Raw genomic sequence first — 19,088 nt, forward strand, 5'->3', positions numbered from 1 at the left:
GCATGAACCCCGACATCATCAAGGCGATCTTCGGCCGCCTCTCCATCGAATCGCTGCCGCTGCACGAACCGATCCTGGTCGGCACCTTCGCGGTGGTCGCCACCGGCGGCCTCGCGCTGTTCGCCGTCGTGACTTACTTCCGGCTGTGGACCTATCTGTGGCGCGAATGGTTCACCACCGTCGACCACAAGCGCATCGGCATCATGTACATGATCCTCGGCATCGCGATGCTGCTGCGCGGCTTCGCCGACGCGCTGATGATGCGCCTGCAGCAGGCGATCGCCTTCAACGGCTCCGAGGGGTTCCTCCCCGCGCATCACTACGACCAGGTCTTCACCGCGCATGGCGTGATCATGATCTTCTTCGTCGCAATGCCGCTGGTGACGGGGTTGATGAACTATGTGGTGCCGCTGCAGATCGGCGCCCGCGACGTCTCGTTCCCGTTCCTCAACAATTTCAGCTTCTGGATGACGGTCGGCGGCGGCGTGCTGGTGATGCTGTCGCTGTTCATCGGCGAGTTCGCCCGCACCGGCTGGCTCGCCTATCCGCCGCTGTCGAACCTCGGCTACAGTCCCGATGTCGGCGTCGACTATTACGTATGGGGATTGCAGGTCGCCGGCGTCGGCACGACGTTGTCGGGCATCAATTTGATCTGCACCATCGTCAAGCTGCGCGCGCCGGGCATGACGATGATGAAGATGCCGGTGTTCACCTGGACCTCGCTCTGCACCAACGTCCTGATCGTCGCCTCCTTCCCGGTGCTGACAGTCGTGCTGGCGCTGCTGTCGCTCGACCGTTACGTTGGCACCAACTTCTTCACGAACGACTTCGGCGGCAACCCGATGATGTACGTGAACCTGATCTGGATCTGGGGCCATCCCGAAGTCTACATCCTGATCCTCCCCGCGTTCGGCATCTTCTCCGAGGTGACCTCGACGTTCTCGGGCAAGCGGCTGTTCGGCTACACCTCGATGGTCTACGCGACCGTCGTCATCACCATCCTCTCTTATCTCGTGTGGCTGCATCATTTCTTCACGATGGGCTCCGGCGCCAGCGTGAACTCGTTCTTCGGCATCACCACCATGATCATCTCGATCCCGACGGGCGCGAAGATGTTCAACTGGCTGTTCACGATGTATCGCGGCCGCATCCGCTTCGAGCTGCCGATGATGTGGACGATCGCCTTCATGCTGACCTTCGTGATCGGCGGCATGACCGGCGTGCTGCTGGCGGTGCCGCCGGCCGACTTCGTGCTGCATAACAGCCTGTTCCTGGTCGCGCATTTCCATAACGTGATCATCGGCGGCGTGCTGTTCGGCCTGTTCGCCGGCATCAACTACTGGTTCCCGAAGGCGTTCGGCTTCAAGCTCGATCCGTTCTGGGGCAAGCTGTCGTTCTGGTTCTGGGTCACCGGCTTCTACCTCGCCTTCATGCCGCTTTATGTGCTCGGTCTGATGGGTGTCACCCGGCGCTTGCGCGTGTTCGACGATCCCTCCCTGCAGATCTGGTTCATCCTCGCCGGCATCGGCGCGTTCCTGGTCCTGCTCGGCATCATGTCGATGCTGGTGCAGTTCGCGGTCAGCATTCTCAAACGCGAGCAGTTGCGCGACCTTACCGGCGATCCCTGGAACGCGCGGACGCTGGAATGGGCGACCTCATCGCCGCCGCCGGACTACAATTTCGCCTTCACACCCGTTGTCCATGACACCGACGCCTGGTGGGACATGAAGCGCCGCGGCTACCAGCGTCCGCTGACCGGCTTCAAGCCGATCCACATGCCCAGCAATACCGGAACGGGCATCATCCTCGCCGGCCTCGCCACCGCGATGGGGTTCGGCCTGATCTGGTACATCTGGTGGCTCGCTGCCGTCAGCTTCATTGCCCTGCTCACTGTCGCGATCGGCCACACCTTCAACTATCACCGCGACTTCCACATCGCGGCAGATCAGGTGGTGCGGGCCGAGGACGCGCGCACGCAGATGCTCGCCGCGGGAGCCAAGTCATGACCATTGCTGTCGCGCCAACGCAGAATTCCGAGCCGGTCTTCCACCTGATCGACGAGCATGAGCACCCCGAAGGCACCAGCACCATGCTGGGCTTCTGGCTCTATCTGATGAGCGATTGCCTCATCTTCGCGATCCTGTTTGCGACCTATGGCGTGCTCGGCGGCAACTACGCCGCCGGTCCGGCGCCGAAGGACCTGTTCGACCTCAAGCTCGTCGCGCTCAACACCACGATGCTGCTGCTGTCGTCGATCACCTACGGCTTCGCCATGCTGACGATGGAGAAGTCGCAGGTTCGCGCGACGCAAGCCTGGCTCGCGATCACCGGACTGTTCGGCCTCGCTTTTATCGGCATCGAGCTGACCGAATTCGCCCACATGATCCATGAGGGCGCGACGCCGCAGCGCAGCGCCTTCCTGTCGTCCTTCTTCACCCTGGTCGGCACCCACGGCCTGCACGTCACCTGCGGCCTGATCTGGCTGGTGACGCTGATGACGCAGGTCGCCCGTTTCGGCCTGATCGAGGCCAACCGGCGCCGGCTGATGTGCCTGTCGATGTTCTGGCACTTCCTCGACGTGGTCTGGATCGGCGTCTTCACCTTTGTCTATCTCCTGGGAATGCTGCGATGACAACAGACTCTCATGCCCTGCACCCCCAAAGCAGCGATCACGCCCATGATGCGGCCTCGCACGGGTCGCTGAAGAGCTATCTGATCGGCTTCGGCCTTTCCGTCGTCCTGACCGCGATCCCGTTCTGGCTGGTGATGACAGGCGTATTGGGCGACAAGCAGGTCACCGCGCTGATCGTGCTGGTGTTCGCCGCCGTGCAGATCGTCGTGCACATGGTCTACTTCCTGCACATGAACACCCGGTCCGAGAACGGCTGGACCATGATGGCGCTGATCTTCACCGTGATCATGGTGGTGATCGCGCTGACCGGTTCGCTGTGGGTCATGCATCACCTCAACACCAACATGATGCCGATGCACGACATGAGCCAGGTGCCGTGACGATCCGCTCCTCCAGGCCCTCGCTGCTGCTGCTCACGCTCGGCATGCTGGGCGTGGTGGTACTGACCGCGCTCGGTGTCTGGCAGATCGAGCGGCGGACCTGGAAGCTGGCGCTGATCGAGCGGGTCGAGGCGCGCATCCATGCCGCGCCGGCCGCGATACCCGCACCGCAATCATGGCCCAAGATCACGGTGGCGAGCGACGAATACCGCCGCGTCACCGTCAGCGGCACCTTCCTGCATGCCGCCGAGACGCTGGTACAGGCCGTGACATCGGATGGTCCCGGCTTCTGGGTGCTGACCCCGCTGCTGACGGCTGACGGAACCACCGTGCTGGTCAACCGCGGCTTCGTCCCGCCTGACAGGCGCGATCCCGCGACCCGGCGCGAGGGCGACCCGCAGGGCACGGTAAGCGTCGCCGGCCTGCTGCGGATGTCCGAGCCCAAAGGAGGTTTCCTGCGCAACAACGACCCTGCGGCCGGCCGCTGGTTCTCGCGCGACGTCGCCGCGATCGCCGCCGTGCACGGATTGCCGCAGACAGCCCCCTTCTTCATTGACGCCGACGCTGTCCAAAGCCCCGGCGGATACCCGGTCGGCGGCCTCACGATTGTCCGGTTTCCAAACAATCACCTGATTTACGCGCTGACATGGTTCGCGCTGGCCTTTATGCTGGCGGCTGCGCTCCGGCGCGTCATCAGCGGCAGGGGTCGCGCCGGCGGTACCGACCCAACGCGGGACCCACGGCGCGCCGCCGCGCGCGGCCTGATCGGCGCAGCACGCAATCTGTCTCGCACCACAGGCCCAGATGCTCGAGCGCACATCGGATCTGCATGACGGGGAAGCAGCACCAGGCGGCATCGTGATGCCACCAGCCGGCAGCGTGCCCACGGGCACGCCGTTCGACCTCGCTACGCTGCCGACCAACGACGCCGTCAATCGCAAGAACATGGCGCTGCTGATCCAGCTGCGCTGGACGGCGGTGATCGGCCAGATCGTGACGATCGCCTTTGTCGAATTGTGGCTCGGCATTGCCTTGCCGCTGGCCGCCATGGTGGCCGTGATCGGCGCGCTGGTCACGCTCAACATCGCGAGCATGATCTGGGTACACGACCGCGCCGGGATCGGCAGGCGCGGGCTCTTGCTCGCACTGATGCTCGACGTCGCTGCCCTGACCGCCCAGCTCTATCTGAGCGGCGGAGCGACCAACCCGTTCACCTCACTGTTTCTGCTGCAGGTGACGCTCGGTGCTGTCTTGCTCGACACACGGTCGATCTGGTCGCTGGTGGCGCTCGCCTGCTTCAGCTTCGTCTGGCTGACCGTCGCCTATCGGCCGCTGGGAGTGCCGCTGTACGACTTCTACGACCACTTCAGCCTGTATCTTGCCGGCATGTTTATCGGATTCGTGCTTGATGCCGTGCTGCTCGTGGTGTTCGTCACCCGCATCAACCGGAACCTGCGCGAGCGCGACGCGCATCTCGCCGCGCTGCGCCAGCATGCCGCCGAGCAGGATCACATCGTCAGGATGGGCTTGCTGGCGTCGGGCGCGGCGCACGAGCTCGGCACGCCGCTGTCGTCGCTGTCGGTGATCCTGAACGACTGGCGCCGGATGCCGGCGTTCGCCTCCGATCCTGAATTGTCGCACGATCTCGGCGAGATGGAGACCTCGCTGCAGCGCTGCAAATCGATCGTGACCGGCATCCTGCTGTCGGCCGGCCAAGCGCGCGGCGAAGGCTCCGCGCCGACCACGGTCGCGGCCTTCCTGACCGCCTTGGTCGACGAATGGCGGACCACGCGGCCGTCGGCCACGCTGTACTTCCGCAACGCGTTCGGCGCGGACCTCTCTGTGGTCTCCGACATCGCGCTCAAGCAGGCGATCTTCAACGTGCTCGACAATGCCGCCGAGGTCTCGCGCGACTGGATCGAGCTGATGGCCGAACGCAAGGCCGATACGCTGGTGCTGTCGGTGACCGATCGCGGGCCCGGCTTTCCGCGCGAGATGCTGCCGCATGTCGGAAAACCCTACCAGTCGACCAAGGGCAGCCCGGGCAGCGGCCTCGGCCTGTTCCTGGTCGTCAACGTCGTGCGCAAGCTTGGTGGCGTGGTGACGGCATGCAACCGGCCGGATATCGGCGCCTCGGTCCGGCTCGAGCTGCCGCTGTCGACGCTTGCGATCGGAGATGGCCTTGACGGATGACCGCCAGCTCCTGATCGTCGAGGACGATGCCGGCTTCGCCCGCACGCTGAAACGCTCGTTCGAGCGCCGCGGCTACGGCGTCGTCGTCGCAACATCGCTCGACGAGGTCCGTCACCTCATGGACGCGCAGTTGCCCGGCTACGCCGTCGTCGACCTCAAGCTCGCCGGCGGTGCCTCGGGCTTGGCTTGCGTCGAAGCGTTGCATGCCCATGATCCGGAGATGCTGATCGTGGTGCTGACGGGCTTTGCCAGCATCGCGACCGCGGTCGAGGCAATCAAGCTCGGCGCCTGCCACTATCTGGCAAAGCCGTCGAACACCGACGACATCGAAGCCGCGTTCCAGAAAGCCGCGGGGAATGCCGACATCGCGCTCGGCGCCCGTCCGACCTCGATCAAGACGCTGGAATGGGAACGCATCCACCAGACCCTGATCGAGACCGATTTCAACATCTCCGAGGCGGCGCGGCGGCTCGGCATGCACCGGCGGACCTTGGCGCGGAAGCTGGAGAAGCAGCGGGTGAAGTAGGCGTCATCGGCGCTGCGTAGCCTATTGCGCGATCTCTCGGCGCGTCGTCCCTGCCTAGTGCGCAATTGCGCACGGGAGCAGGGACGACGGTGGTGAATGGGCGCGAGCTATAGCTGCGGATGCGCCGGCCCGGGATTTCGCGGAGTCTGTCATCGGGCGCGCATTCGCGCGACCCGTTGGCTTCATCCAGGCTACAGACTTCACATATCCGCGATTATGCCGCTGTCTGCGCACCGGACAGATAAGGCATCGGCGTCGGCTACTGGACCGTTATATAATTACCGATATAAAGCGGCCGAGTCGCGACCAGCCGCCGAACGGACACACCCATGATCCTGCCCCTGCTCGCCTACCTCGCAGGCGTGCTGACCATCGTCAGCCCCTGCATCCTGCCGGTGATTCCGTTCGTGCTGGCGCGCGCCGACCGGCCGTTCCTGAGCAACGGCCTGCCGATGCTGATCGGCATGGCGCTCTCCTTTGCCGTCGTAGCAACCTTGGCGTCCGTCGCCGGCGGCTGGGTCGTGTCGGCCAATCAATATGGCCGGAGCGTCGCGCTGGTGCTGCTCGCGCTGTTCGGCCTGACGCTGCTGTTTCCGTCCCTTGCGGATCGCCTGATGCGTCCGCTGGTGTCGGTCGGCGCGCGGCTGACGGAGAGCGCAGGACAGGGATGCGAGCGCGCGTTCCTCACCCCGCTGCTGCTCGGCGTCGCGACCGGCTTCCTGTGGGCGCCTTGCGCAGGGCCCGTGCTCGGCCTGATCCTCACCGGCGCCGCGCTGAAGGGCGCCAATTTCCAGACCACCCTGCTGCTGCTGGCCTACGCCGCCGGCGCGGCGACGTCGCTGGCGCTGGCACTCCTGATCGGCGGTCGCGTCTTCGCGGCGATGAAGCGCTCGATCGTTACAGGGGAATGGACCAGGCGCGGGCTTGGAGCTGCGGTGCTGGTCGGCGTCGGCGCGATCGCGCTCGGCCTCGACACCGGGCTGCTAACCAATCTCTCGGTTGCAGGCACCAACTCGCTTGAGCAGGGCCTGCTCGACAAATTGCGACCGCGCGAGAACACCACGGCGATGACCGGCAGGCCGTCGATGACGATGACCATGCAGGGCAAGCCCAGCGAGACGCAGGCGCTGCCCTCCGAAGGGCCGGCACCGGCACTCGACGGCGCCACCCAATGGCTGAACTCGCCGCCACTGACGACCGAAGGCCTCAAGGGCAAGGTCGTGCTGGTCGACTTCTGGACCTATTCCTGCATCAATTGCCTGCGCTCGATCCCTTACATCCGCGCCTGGGCTGAGAAATATCGCGACCACGGGCTCGTGGTGATCGGCGTGCACGCGCCGGAGTTCGCCTTCGAGCGCAATGCCGACAATGTGCGCGCGGCGATCGCGACACTCAAAATCGGCTATCCCGTCGCGATCGACAACGAATACGCGATCTGGCGGGCCTTCGAGAACGAATACTGGCCGGCGCATTATTTCATCGATGCCGCCGGCAAAATTCGCCACCACCATTTCGGCGAAGGCGAGTACGACGAGTCCGAACGGATCATCCAGCAACTGCTTAACGAGGCCGGCAACACCGACGTTCCGAACGGCATCGTCGCCGTGAATGCGTCCGGCGCGGAAGCTGCTTCCATCTCGGATCAGGTCAACTCGCCGGAGACCTATGTCGGTTACAACAGGATCGACCGTTTCGTCTCGCCGGGCGGCGTGGTCCAGGACAAGGACAACACCTACGCGGCAGGAACGCCCACGCTCAACGACTGGTCGCTGACCGGCAACTGGACCATCGGCGACGAACGGGCGATGCTCAACGTGTCAGGCGGCAGCATCGTCTACCGCTTCCATGCGCGCGACCTGCATCTGGTGCTCGGTCCGGCGCCCGACGGAAAGCCGATCCGCTTCCGCGTCACGATCGACGGCAAGCCGCCGACTGACGCGCATGGCGTCGATACAGATGCCGACGGCAACGGCGTCGTGACCGGGCAGCGGCTCTATCAACTGATCCGCAACACCGGTGCGGTCGCCGACCACACGTTCGAGATCCGCTTCCTCGACGCCGGCGTGAACGCCTACGCATTCACCTTCGGGTAACGCGCATGAAGCTGTTCATGTTCTATATCGGCGGCGACTGCCAGAACTCCAATGTCGAACTGCACGATGTACGTTTCTCGGTCGGACAATCCATCGAGGATTGCTACGACGATTTGCGCGCCCAGTGGTGGGGAGACCCGAAAAGCCTGCATTTGGACTGTTGGGGCGAAATCAATCAAGCGGATGGATACGACGTATCCCTGACCAGGGAGCCGGCAGCTGCGGCCGGTCGGCTCTTCTTCGTCAATCTTGGCGGCTATGACCCTAAGCAATTCAGCGAATTGCACCGCAATGTGCTCCTCGTTGCCTCCGACGCACCCGCAGCCAAGGCCAGGGCGCTCACGTTGATCGAGGGCTGGAATCTTCCTCACAAGGACAGACTGTTCGAGATCGAGAAAGCGGTCGACATCAGCGCGGCCATGGAGCGGCGCGGCTATTCGCTGCGACTGAGCAAGGCTGCACTCAGGCAAGCCGTTCGAGTTCTCGTGTGGCTACGTGCCGATCGGTTGATCGCCGGCCACGTAGCCGTCTCAATCTCCGGTTGTCATGAGTCGCGGCTGTCAGCCAAGAGCGATATTCGCGGCGGCGCCTGCCCGAATGAGCCGCTGCGCCTCCCCACGCTCCGAAGGGTCGCGGCCACCGACCAGCGGTTAGCTTAGTCGTCAATTGCAGCAACCGCCTCGATCTCGATCAGCCATCCCGGCCGCATCAGGCGGCTCACGACAACAAACGTACTGGCCGGCGGCTTGGCAACATTGAGATAGCGATCGCGTATCGGACGCATTTTCGGCACGTCGGCCTGATCGACCTCGGCAGCGAGGAAGTAGTTCAGCTTGACGATATCGGCCATCACGCCGCCGGCGGCTTCGACTGCAATCTTGAGATTGGCGAAGACCTGCTCAACCTGTGCCTCGAAATGGCCCTCGCCAATGATCTTGCCGGACGCGTCGCTCGGGACCTGGCCGGAAATATAGACAATCGTTCCGCGATTGACCTTGGCGATGTGCGAATACACGGCCGCTGCCGGCGCTATCAGGGTCTTCGGGCTAATGAATTCCTTCGACGGCTTCGACATAATCATCTCCGTGTTGCGACCGCGACGCCGGGCTAATTATCTCAGAGACCTCACTGCAAAATAAGAGGCCCGCCAAAGCAAAAAGCCCGGTCTGGCGACCGGGCTTTTGTTTTTAATCCGTCGAACCCTTTCAGGCGGCTTCGTCGGCCACCGCGGTGTCGTCGCCGTCGGCATCCTCACCTTCGGCTTCGCCCTCGGCATCGCCTTCACCGGCTTCGGCCTTGGCGCCGCGGCGCGGGCTCTTGGCGAGCTGGCTTTCGATTTCCTTGACCGCTTCGGTCTCGGTCGAGTGCTGGACCACGGCGATTTCGCGCGACAGGCGGTCGAGCGCGGCTTCGTAAAGCTGGCGTTCGCTGTAGGACTGTTCGGGCTGTGATTCCGAGCGATAGAGATCGCGGACCACTTCGGCGATCGCGACGATGTCGCCCGAGTTGATCTTGGCTTCGTATTCCTGGGCGCGGCGCGACCACATGGTGCGCTTGACGCGGGCGCGGCCCTTCAAAGTCTCCAGCGCCCGCTTGACCAGCGCCGGGTCCGACAGCTTGCGCATGCCGACATTGGCGACCTTCGCCGTCGGGACGCGCAGCGTCATCTTGTCCTTCATGAAATTGATCACGAACAGCTCGAGCTTGGCGCCCGCGATCTCCTGCTCCTCGATCGCCAGGATCTGGCCGACGCCGTGAGCCGGATAGACGACGAATTCGTTGGCCTTGAAGCCCTGACGCTGGGTCACGACCTTCTTCGGCTCCTCGACACGGGGCGCAGCCACCGGCTTGGCGGCAACCTTCGGAGCGACGACGGGGGCAGCAGACTTCGGCGCAGCGGCAACGGGCTTGGCTACGGAAGGCTTGGCAACAGGAGCCTTGGCAACGGCAGGCTTGATAACGGGAGCCTTGGGGGCGACCTTCGCGGCAGCGGGCTTCGCAGCTGTCGCTTTCGCGGCAGTCTTGGCAGTCTTGTCTGGCATCAGGCTTCTTTTGTTCTTTGAGGACTTTGCGGCCGGGGCCTTCTTGGCGACCTTCACGGACGCCTTGGCACGGCCCTTGGTTGCGCTGCGAGCAACGACAGCGGCTTTTTTCGTGGTCTTAGAAGCACTCTTTTTACGCGTTTTCTGTGACACAGCCTGCGCGCGGAAACTGCCACGCCCCTGTTCGATGTTTGCGGGAACCTCGAAGCCACAAGGTACGCATGGCAGCGAGTTCTTGGCTTGTAATGTGCCCAATATAGCACATTTTCCGCAAAAATCAATGATTTACGCCCGATTCCGGACCTATCCATAGACCATTCGGTCATATGTCCGTCATTAGGGTTAAACTGGCAGGCCGATCAGAGGTCTGCAGGGGCCGGAACGCGCCGCAGCCCGCCCTTTTCGCGCGGGGTAGCGAATCAGTCGCCTGAACCCGGATTCGCAGAAAAATATTTCTCGAACTTGCCTTCCTTGCCTTCCCACTCCTTGGCGTCCTCGGGCGAGTCCTTCTTCTGGGTGATGTTCGGCCAGCTCTTGGCGTATTCGGTGTTGACCTCGAGCCACTTCTCCAAGCCCGGCTCGGTGTCCGGCTTGATCGCGTCGGCCGGGCATTCCGGCTCGCACACGCCGCAATCGATGCATTCGTCCGGATGGATGACGAGCATGTTCTCGCCCTCGTAGAAGCAGTCGACGGGGCAGACCTCAACGCAGTCGGTATATTTGCACTTGATGCAGGCTTCAGTGACGACGTAGGTCATCCAAAACTCCGAAACGGTCAACTAATTCAGGGGTTGCCTAGCCCAGGAATACCGCAGCCGCAAGGGAAGCGGGCTGCGAAAAACCGGGCATTCCGGCGTCCCTGCCCGCCGGCTTTGGTATGGCGCATGATCTTGTCGGAAAACCGGGGCCACTTTTCCGGATCATGCACTTGGCAAGGCTGAGATAACTACTCCTTACCGGCTTGCAAATTGCGCCCTTGCAAATCCTCGTAGAGTTCGCGCGCCGCAGACGCATCGCCGCGCCGCTCGGCAAAGCCCACGACTTTCAGCACGCGGACGCTGTTGTCGAGCGCGACGGTGACGACGTCGCCGAGCTTGACCGCATGCCCCGGCGATTTCTCACGCGTGCCGTTGATGCGGACATGGCCTTTCTCGACCAACTCAGCGGCACTGGTGCGGGCCTTCACGACCCGCGCGTGCCACAGCCATTTGTCGAGACGCTGCCGATCCAATCGAGATAATCAATCCTTGCGGTTGCCCGCGAGCTGTTCCTTCAGCGCGGCGAGCTTGGCGAATGGCGAGTTCGGATCGATCGGCCGGTCGCGCTCGCGCGGCGGCGCCGCACTGGAGGCGTAGGGCCGATGCGACGGCCCGCCCTTGTCGCGTCCGCCCTTGTCACGGCCGAAATCGCGGCCGCCACGATCACGATCGCCGCCCTTGTTGCGATCGCCGCCGAATTTCTTCGGACGATCATTGTCGCGATCGCGTCCCTTGCCCTCGAAGCGCTCGCGGCGCGGACCACGGTCGCCTCGGTTATCAGGTGCAGGTGCCGGTGCGCCGTCAACGGGCGCGGCGGGTGCAGCGCCCGCCTCGGCAGGCGCGCCCTCACGCGGCGGCACGCGGAAATCCTGGTGACGGCGCGGACGGCGATGATGCTCGCGCTTCTCGCCCGGGGCCGCTTCGCCTGCCGCGGCGGCTGGCGCGCCGCCCTCGGCGGGCTTGCCCTGGTGACGGCCGCGATTGCGATCGCGGTTGCGGTCGTGCTGGCGCGGACGATGCTCGTCGGAGCGGCCGCCGGGGCGCCAGACATCGACCAGTTGCGGCTCGGCCGGCGCCTCGGGCGCGGCCTCAGATGCGGCTTCGGCGGCAGCAGCTTCGGTCGTTGCGGTCTCGGCAGGCGCTTCAGCGGCGGCTTCCGCCGGGGCATCGGCAGCAGCAGCCTCCTCGGCCGCAGGCGCTTCCTCGGCGACGGGCTCGGGCACAGCCTCAGCCACGGGCTCGGACTGCGCCTCGACGACGACGGGCGTCTCCTCGGGCGCGGCGACCGGCGCGAAGCCGACATCGGGCAGCAGCGCGGCTGACGGCGCAGGATCGCCGGAAACCTCCATATCGGTGGCAGCTTCCGCCTCCGGCGCGTCGGCGACGGCCTCGGGACCAGCATCGACCGAGGCATCCACAACAGCGTCCGCGCTCGCCTCGGCGGGCAGCGCCTCGGCGGCGACGGTCTCGGTGGCCTCGACCGTGACAGCCTCAACCGGCTTCGGCGGCAGTGGCGGGCGGCGGTCCATGCGATAGCCGAGCGCGCGCAGGATCGAGGCGAAATCCTCGCCGGCCGATCCGGTCAGCGAGGTCATCGCCTGCGTGACGACGAAGCCGCGGCCGTCGAACGCGCCGGCGGGCTTGTCGCCGGGATTGGTCTCGCGCCAGGACAGCGCCGGGCGGATCAGATCGGCGAGCCGCTCCAGGATGTCGACGCGCACCGCGCGCTCGCCGCACTGGCGATAGCCGAGCACGCGATAGGCGTCGCGGGCGAGCTGCTTGTCGACCGGGAACGAGGTCCGTCCGCTCGAGGCCAGATGCTGCACGTTCGACAGGATAGCCATGTCGACATTGCTTTGTTTTTCGGCCCACAGCAGCGACGCCAGCGAGCGCGCCGCGGGCTTCAGCAGCAGCGGGAAATAGATGTGATAGGCGCCGAAGCGGACGCCGTATTTGCGCAAAGTCGCGCGCGACGGCTGGTCGAGATCCTTCATCTCGGCCGAGATCTTCGCGCGTTCGAGCACGCCGAGCGCTTCCACCAGCTGGAATGCGATGCCGCGCGCGATGCCCTGCAGATCCTCGGCCTTGGACAATTCGAACAGCGGCCCGAGCAGCTTTTCGATATGCGTTTTGAGCCAGAGGTCGAGCCGGGTCTGCACAGCCTCGCGCGGTGCGCCGCTGAGCCGCTCGTCGGAAATGATCCGCAGCCGCGGATGCAGCGCGTCCTCGGCCGCGACCAGCTTGGCCACCGCGTCGCCGGTCCAGCGGATGGTGCCGTCGGAGGTCAGCACGAACTGGTCGTCCGCGCCGGCGCTCAATTTCTCGGCACGCGCGTCGATCTCTTTCGCCAGAACCTGCTGGGCTGCGGCCTGCAGCGCCTTGGCGTCTGAGCCCGCTTCGGCCGCATCTGGTGCAAAGGTGAAACCGTCGAGGCGGCCAATGGCATGGCCTTCCACGATCACTTCGCCGGTCTTGCCAATTTCCGTATTCAAAACTGAGTTCTCCCGCAGGCGGCGCATCAATACACTGGTCCGCCTGTCAACGAAACGCTCCGTGAGCCGTTCATGCAGCGCATCGGATAATTTATTTTCGAGCTCCCGCGTGGTCCCCTGCCAGTGATCCGGGTCGGACAGCCAGTCCGGCCGGTTGGCGACGAAGGTCCAGGTCCGGATCTGCGCGATCCGGCCCGACAGCGTGTCGATATCACCGTCGGTGCGGTTGGCCTGGTCGATCTGGGCGGCAAACCACGCGCCGGGGATACGCCCCTTTTGCATTAGGAAGCCATAGAGCGTGGTCACGAGTTCGGCATGGGCGGCCGGTGCCAGTTTTCGATAGTCCGGAACCTGGCAGGCCTCCCACAGCCGCTCCACGGCGGCTTTGCCATGCGCCATATCGCGCACATCGCCGTCGCGCGCGACGTGGTCGAGCACGCGCTGGTCCTCCGCAGGCTGCGCCCGCGTCAGCGCCTCATGGCCCGGCGGCAGCGCCAGCGACACCTGCAGCGCCCCGAGCGAGGCGAAATCGAGTTTTGCATTCCGCCATTGCAGCATTTTCACGCTGTCGAAGGTGTGGTTCTGCAGCGCGTTGACCAGCTCCGGCTCGAACGGCGCACAGCGGCCGGTGGTGCCGAAGGTGCCGTTGCGGGTGGCGCGGCCTGCTCTGCCTGCAATTTGCGCAAACTCCGACGGCGTCAGGCGGCGGAACTGATAGCCGTCATATTTGCGGTCGGAGGCGAAGGCGACGTGATCGACGTCGAGATTGAGGCCCATGCCGACAGCGTCGGTGGCGACGAGATAATCGACGTCGCCGTTCTGGAACATCTCGACCTGCGCATTGCGTGTGCGCGGCGAGAGCGAGCCCAGCACCACCGCCGCACCGCCATGCTGGCGGCGGATCAGCTCGGCGATCGCGTAGACTTCGTCCGCAGAGAACGCGACGATCGCGGTCCTGCGCGGTTGCCGCGTGATCTTGCGGTCGCCGGCGAATTCGAGCTGCGACAGGCGCGGCCGCGTGACAACAGAGGCGCCCGGCAGCAGCCGTTCGATGATGGGGCGCATCGTCGCAGCCCCCAGCAGCAGCGTCTCGTCGCGGCCGCGGCGGTTGAGGATGCGGTCGGTGAAGACGTGGCCACGTTCGAGATCGGCGGCGATCTGGATCTCGTCGACCGCGAGGAACGAGACGTCGAGATCGCGCGGCATCGCCTCCACAGTCGAAACCCAGAAACGCGGCGCCTTCGGCTTGATCTTCTCCTCGCCGGTGATCAGCGCGACATTTTCGACGCCGACGCGCGCGACGGCCTTGTTGTAGACCTCGCGCGCGAGCAGCCGCAGCGGCAGGCCGATCAGGCCCGACGAATGCGCCAGCATCCGCTCGATCGCCAGATGCGTCTTGCCGGTGTTGGTCGGCCCAAGCACGGCAGTGACGCCGGCGCCAGGTGCGCGGTCATGTCCGAACGAATGTGAGAAAGCCATATTTTACAGGTGTTTCTTTTATGGGCCGGCGCTTTCAGCCGTCATTGCGAGCGACAGCGAAGCAATCCATCGCGCGGCATACCGGGAGATATGGATTGCTTCGTCGCTTCGCTCCTCGCAATGACGAGAAAACCTTGAGCTGATCGATGGTGGGCATCATCTGCGCCAAATTTGTCCCATTACGCGACGCTCTCTGCGCCGGATTTAAACATCGGAACGAGTCCGGAACGAATCGCGGCCGAATCGGTGACTCCGTTTCAAGTCTGTTCCGTTCGCCGCAACATCTCGCGTGGACTCCAATGCGGCGGCACTAGATCAAGTTTACGAGGGCTCCACAAGCGGCTGATACGGGTGCCATTTTGTTAAATTCCAGATGCGAGCGAGTCGAATCAGAAGCGGGCAAGAGTCAACTGGATTCCGGTGGTCTCGTTGCACGCAAGCGAAGCGCCTCCGAAGTACCCTCTCCCCTTGTGGGAGAGGGTGGATTCGATGCGGAAGCATCGAAGCCGGGTGAGGGGTCTGCCTCCGCGGAGAGAACCCCTCATCCGGCGCTTCGCGCCACCTTCTCCCACAAGGGGAGAAGGGAAGATCCCCTACTGCGTCTTCGCCACACGCGGAGGGGCGGCCGTGGTCACGAACGAGGTCGCTTCCAGCATCGCGGGACCCAGCGGGGTCGGGATCATCATGCGGAACGGCACCAGGATGCGGGTGCCGGCGATCGGCACGAAGGCGATCTCTATGTTGCGCTGGGCGGCGAGGTATTTGATGACCGGGCGATCCGGGATGTAGCCCGCAACAGGCACGAAATAGATCGCGCAGACCAGCGCCGGGCCGTGATAGCCGTGCTCGGCCTTGACGGTCTCGACCCGCTTGAAATCGAGCCTGAGATCGTAGCGCATGCGCCCGTCGAACACGCCGGCGCCGGTGCGGCAGACATCCGGGCTCATCAGGTCGGCATTGCCGGGGGCGCGCAGCATCGAGCCGGTCATCGGGTCGAACACGCCCTTCTTCTGCGCTTCGGTGACCGGGATGCGGTCGGCATCGACCGGCGGTTCCGGCTCGATCGCGAAATCCTTGATGTTGCCGTTGGCCAGCACCATCCGGATGGTTTCTGATTTCTTCGAAGTGGTGGTGGTCGCGGTGTAGGCGGTGGCGGCCAGCGCGCCGTTGACGACGCGCCCCTGCGAGGCCCCCGTGCCGGTGCCGCCGGAAAACGCCTTCAGAAGCCCGGCGGTGCCGCCCTGGGCCGAGGCCGAGAACGTCTCGTCGCCGATTTCGATGGCCCAGGCGCCCTTGCCGACCGGGATACCGGCGAGCGTCGCCTCATACTGGGCGTCGAGCCGCCCCTGGGCGCTCGCATGGTGCGCGCCGAACAGCAAGAAAGCGCCGGCGCAAAGGCCGAGCAGCCGCCCGAGCGGGGCCAAAAAGGCGATTGGGGTGGTCACGTACCTGACGGTCCTGCTATTCGGCGCTGCGTCGTGTCCATTTAGGCAGTCAAATCGGCCGGACAACGCGCGCGTCTTGTATGGAACCCAGAATGGCAGCCGAATACGCCCTTTATATGGTTGCTATATCTGACGTTAAGTGGCTGCAACGGCTTATGAACAGGGCGTTTTCAAGCGAAGTGGCCTTCCGGTTCGCGGTGCAGGAAAACGGGTCAAAAAAGAACGCCGCAGGCCCCGGGGGACGCGGGGTCGAAACGGCCTAAAACCTTGACGCTCCGGCGATCTGCCCCTATACACCCGCGGTTCCTGGAAAATGGACGCGAATTCAAAACCCCCGCGCGGGCCGCGTGATCGCACGTGCCGCCTGATGCGGGGATGCAATAAGGATTTTTAAGATGTCCCGGCGCTGCGAACTGACGGCCAAGGGCCCGCAAGTGGGCCACAAGGTGAGCCACTCCAACATCAAGACCAAGCGGCGCTTCCTGCCGAACCTGGCCAACGTCACCTTCATCTCGGAAGCACTCGGCCGCAACGTGCGCCTGCGCGTCTCGACCAATGCGCTCAAGAGCGTCGACCACAATGGCGGCCTCGACGCCTTCCTGATCAAGTCCAAGGCCGACGTGCTCTCGCCCCGCGCACTCGATCTCAAGCGCGCGATCGAGAAGAAGGTCGGCAAGCCGGTGTTTGTGAAGAAGGCGAGCTGATTTAGCTAGCTGCGGCGCAGAAAAGCGCGGAGAGAGTTTTGAGCGGCCGGGTCGGAAGACCCGGCCGTTTTTGTTTGGGATCAACCAGAACAATTCGGCTTGCGAACGCAACCAACGCGGGTACTGTTTAGCAACGTCATTTCCCCCCATCATTTGCATATTTGTTTCTTCATGGAAGAAATCCAAATACATCGCTTGGGCTGGAAGGCCTTTCAGGATCTTTGCGTAGCCTTGGTTGAAGAGCAAACAAACCGAGCTGTTCAAACCTTCCTTCCGACCAGGGATGCGGGGCGAGACGGCGCGTTTGGAGCAGAGAGTACTCTCCGGAGGATTATTTTGACCGGTTCGAGACAGCTGTCGGAAATTTTGCCACAGCGCTTGGCGCCAACGAAGAGAAGATAATGAATGAGCTCTCGAACGCCATAAGGTCGGCGATGAACGAAATGTACTCTCAATATGAGGAGAGTCCCGCCGTAAGCGCTCCCCTCCAGCAGTCGAAATCGAAGCGCGACTCGCTGGAGGAAATGTTTCGAGATGTGAGTGATTAGGAAGTTATTTAACATCGAGCGATGCAGCCGATGACTGAGAGCGATTGGCTTGCGTAGCTCTTGCACCTGCTGCGCCCGACTTCGAGAAGGGTATTGTCCGATTTGCCCGTAAGACGCAATCATGCACCATTGCATAATAGTAACATATATGATACCAAATGACCCGAATTGAAGAATACGTCTCGGAAGGAAGCGGCCATTCCGCCGCTGGTTCGACGATCTCGATGCGCAGGCGGCGGCGAGCGTGACGGTCGCGATCGAACGGCTCGCGGACGGCAATACCTCCAACGTCAAATCGATTGGCGAAGGAGCCGCCGAACTCAGAATCAGTCGCGGACCGGGCTATCGCGTCTATTTCGGCTGGGACGGGAATGTGCTGGTGATCCTGCTCGGCGGCGGCACCACAGCAGAACGACATCGAAGCCGCACTGCGCCGCTGGCGGGACTACAAGGCGCGAAAGCGCAAATGAAGGATAAGGCCATGCCACTGACCCGGAATTTTCGCGACACCGTGCGGGCGCGGGCGGAGCGCGAGCCCGCGTTTCGCAAGGCGCTGTTCCAGGAGGCGATGCAGGCCCTGCTGGCCGGCGAAACCGATGACGGCCGCGCGGCGCTGCGGGCCTATATCAATGCGACCGTTGGTTTTGAGCGGCTGGGCGAGGTGCTGGGACGTCCGCCGAAGAGCCTGATGCGCATGTTCGGGCCGGACGGCAATCCGACCGCCGACAACCTGCTCGGCGTCATCAGGGCCTTGCAGGACGAGACCGGCATGCAGCTGAAGATACGCGTGGTCACCGAAGCGGCCTGATCGCTTGGTCGCTCACTTCGGCGGCTGCAATCCCGGCGATCCCACCCATGCATTGACGCGCGACGCGGTTTCGGCGCGGCGCGCCATGCGGATCAGGCGATCGCGCTCCACGCCGGGAGGCATGGCGTTGGCCTCGTCGCGCAGGCGGATCGATTCGTCCGCGAGATGCTGCTCGACGGAGCGGCGGCGGTTGGAAAGGTTGATCTGCATCACGCGGCTCCATTCCGTGAAAAGGCGGGAGCGCAACGGGCGTTCTCAGTCACCGATAGCTGCCACAAGGTCCGCGCGGTGATGGCTGGAAGCTACACCTGCAGGGCGCGGCGTGACGGTGCACTTGTGAACACAGCGGACAAGGAAATCGCGCGCGGCAGGCGCCGCGATCGCCCCCGGGAGTGCACGGCCAAGGCTTTGGGGGCAGGAGAATACAAGGCCGTGCAGGCCGGCAAACCGACCCGTTGCATCAAGTCGATGCCACGGCGCTGGTTCCTCGGTGGCGACCAATCGCCGCGCGGTGCGACCATGCCGGGTATTGTTCGCACTTTAACCTCAGGTGTCCTGGGCTGATTTTGAGCGTCCTCGCTCGCCTGATCGAAAGGAAACCAGGGCTTGGCCGGCGTTCGTAGCAAGGATTGCGGCGCGGTGAATGTTCGCTTTCAGCGATAGCGGGCCTGGCTTGAGGAATGATGACAAGCATCTATATGAGGACCATCGCCGCGCGCCCCATGGCCACTATCGGTGACTGAGAGTTCGGTAGCACTCCCGCCCGATCCAAGGGAGAGCCATATGCCGGAATACCGAGCTTACATCATCGGCCAAGACGGCCATTTCCACACCGCTGTTCCGCTTGAATGCGCCGATGATACCGAGGCCATGGAACAGGCTGAGCAGCTCATTGACGGCCACGACGTTGAGCTTTGGCAGCGAGACCGCAAGATAGCCAGGTTCGACCACATGCGGAAAATACAGTTCTAAATGAACGTTTCGGGCG

General features: G+C 63.8%; 18 protein-coding genes. 11 read left to right on the forward strand and 7 right to left on the reverse strand.

The window, feature by feature from the left end; translation table 11 throughout:
• The first annotated feature begins 2 nt into the window (after nt 1-2).
• From cyoB to UP10_RS12600, 8 genes are all read left to right on the forward strand, one after another.
• Nucleotides 3-2,006 carry a cytochrome o ubiquinol oxidase subunit I gene (gene cyoB, locus UP10_RS12565; protein ID WP_044587649.1) on the forward strand — a complete coding sequence of 668 codons (2,004 nt, stop codon included), beginning with the start codon at nt 3-5 and terminating at the stop codon, nt 2,004-2,006.
• The gene (cyoC, locus tag UP10_RS12570; RefSeq protein ID WP_044587650.1) at nt 2,003-2,632 is read left to right on the forward strand and encodes a cytochrome o ubiquinol oxidase subunit III; all 630 of its coding nucleotides are present in this window, start codon (nt 2,003-2,005) and stop codon (nt 2,630-2,632) included. Before cyoB ends, cyoC begins: the two co-directional genes overlap by 4 nt.
• Nucleotides 2,629-3,012, forward strand: coding sequence for a cytochrome o ubiquinol oxidase subunit IV (gene cyoD, locus UP10_RS12575; RefSeq protein WP_044587651.1), 384 nt, complete (start codon nt 2,629-2,631; stop codon nt 3,010-3,012). The genes cyoC and cyoD overlap by 4 nt, the downstream gene beginning before the upstream one ends.
• Before the next feature lie 26 nt (nt 3,013-3,038).
• Nucleotides 3,039-3,845 carry an SURF1 family protein gene (locus tag UP10_RS12580; RefSeq protein WP_044587719.1) on the forward strand — a complete coding sequence of 269 codons (807 nt, stop codon included), beginning with the start codon at nt 3,039-3,041 and terminating at the stop codon, nt 3,843-3,845.
• Nucleotides 3,846-3,873: 28 nt separating this feature from the next.
• Nucleotides 3,874-5,205 (forward strand): ATP-binding protein, encoded by a 1,332-nt coding sequence (locus UP10_RS12585; RefSeq protein ID WP_044587720.1) that lies wholly within the window; start codon nt 3,874-3,876, stop codon nt 5,203-5,205.
• Nucleotides 5,195-5,731, forward strand: a complete 537-nt coding sequence (locus UP10_RS12590) for a response regulator transcription factor (protein ID WP_044587652.1) — start codon at nt 5,195-5,197, stop codon at nt 5,729-5,731. The genes UP10_RS12585 and UP10_RS12590 overlap by 11 nt, the downstream gene beginning before the upstream one ends.
• Before the next feature lie 329 nt (nt 5,732-6,060).
• Nucleotides 6,061-7,824, forward strand: coding sequence for a cytochrome c biogenesis protein DipZ (locus UP10_RS12595; RefSeq protein ID WP_044587653.1), 1,764 nt, complete (start codon nt 6,061-6,063; stop codon nt 7,822-7,824).
• Between the two features lie 5 nt (nt 7,825-7,829).
• Entirely contained in the window at nt 7,830-8,483 is a 654-nt protein-coding gene (locus UP10_RS12600) for a DUF1543 domain-containing protein (protein WP_245321720.1), read from the forward strand.
• On the opposite strand, the gene UP10_RS12605 is transcribed toward UP10_RS12600, so the two are convergent.
• From UP10_RS12605 to UP10_RS12630, 6 genes are all read right to left on the reverse strand, one after another.
• On the reverse strand, nt 8,480-8,899 hold the full coding sequence (locus UP10_RS12605; RefSeq protein WP_044587654.1) for a RidA family protein: 420 nt from the start codon (nt 8,897-8,899) through the stop codon (nt 8,480-8,482). The genes UP10_RS12600 and UP10_RS12605 overlap by 4 nt on opposite strands.
• A 130-nt stretch (nt 8,900-9,029) precedes the next feature.
• Nucleotides 9,030-9,866: a CarD family transcriptional regulator gene (locus tag UP10_RS12610; protein WP_082077077.1), complete on the reverse strand. Its 837-nt coding sequence runs from the start codon at nt 9,864-9,866 to the stop codon at nt 9,030-9,032.
• Nucleotides 9,867-10,285: 419 nt separating this feature from the next.
• Complete coding sequence (gene fdxA, locus UP10_RS12615; protein ID WP_044536374.1) at nt 10,286-10,624, reverse strand: ferredoxin FdxA; 339 nt, start codon at nt 10,622-10,624, stop codon at nt 10,286-10,288.
• A gap of 188 nt (nt 10,625-10,812) precedes the next feature.
• A complete protein-coding gene (locus UP10_RS12620; RefSeq protein ID WP_044587655.1) occupies nt 10,813-11,097 on the reverse strand; it encodes an RNA-binding S4 domain-containing protein in 285 nt (94 codons plus the stop codon).
• 9 nt (nt 11,098-11,106) lie between these two features.
• Nucleotides 11,107-14,595: a helicase-related protein gene (locus UP10_RS12625; RefSeq protein ID WP_044587656.1), complete on the reverse strand. Its 3,489-nt coding sequence runs from the start codon at nt 14,593-14,595 to the stop codon at nt 11,107-11,109.
• A gap of 593 nt (nt 14,596-15,188) precedes the next feature.
• The gene (locus tag UP10_RS12630; RefSeq protein ID WP_502692177.1) at nt 15,189-16,040 is read right to left on the reverse strand and encodes a DUF3108 domain-containing protein; all 852 of its coding nucleotides are present in this window, start codon (nt 16,038-16,040) and stop codon (nt 15,189-15,191) included.
• A gap of 395 nt (nt 16,041-16,435) precedes the next feature.
• Here UP10_RS12630 and rpmB point away from each other — a divergent pair, with 395 nt between their 5' ends.
• Both rpmB and UP10_RS46620 read left to right on the forward strand, forming a co-directional pair.
• On the forward strand, nt 16,436-16,744 hold the full coding sequence (gene rpmB / locus UP10_RS12640; protein ID WP_044587659.1) for a 50S ribosomal protein L28: 309 nt from the start codon (nt 16,436-16,438) through the stop codon (nt 16,742-16,744).
• Nucleotides 16,745-17,536: 792 nt separating this feature from the next.
• Complete coding sequence (locus UP10_RS46620; RefSeq protein WP_502692178.1) at nt 17,537-18,100, forward strand: hypothetical protein; 564 nt, start codon at nt 17,537-17,539, stop codon at nt 18,098-18,100.
• A 12-nt stretch (nt 18,101-18,112) separates the two neighbouring features.
• Here UP10_RS46620 and UP10_RS12650 read toward each other — a convergent pair whose 3' ends face one another.
• Nucleotides 18,113-18,313, reverse strand: a complete 201-nt coding sequence (locus tag UP10_RS12650; RefSeq protein ID WP_502692179.1) for a hypothetical protein — start codon at nt 18,311-18,313, stop codon at nt 18,113-18,115.
• Between the two features lie 570 nt (nt 18,314-18,883).
• Here UP10_RS12650 and UP10_RS12655 point away from each other — a divergent pair.
• Nucleotides 18,884-19,072 (forward strand): hypothetical protein, encoded by a 189-nt coding sequence (locus UP10_RS12655; protein ID WP_044536364.1) that lies wholly within the window; start codon nt 18,884-18,886, stop codon nt 19,070-19,072.
• Nucleotides 19,073-19,088 lie beyond the last annotated feature (16 nt).

Source organism: Bradyrhizobium sp. LTSPM299, from assembly GCF_000938235.1.
In the GTDB taxonomy this organism is placed as follows: domain Bacteria; phylum Pseudomonadota; class Alphaproteobacteria; order Rhizobiales; family Xanthobacteraceae; genus Bradyrhizobium.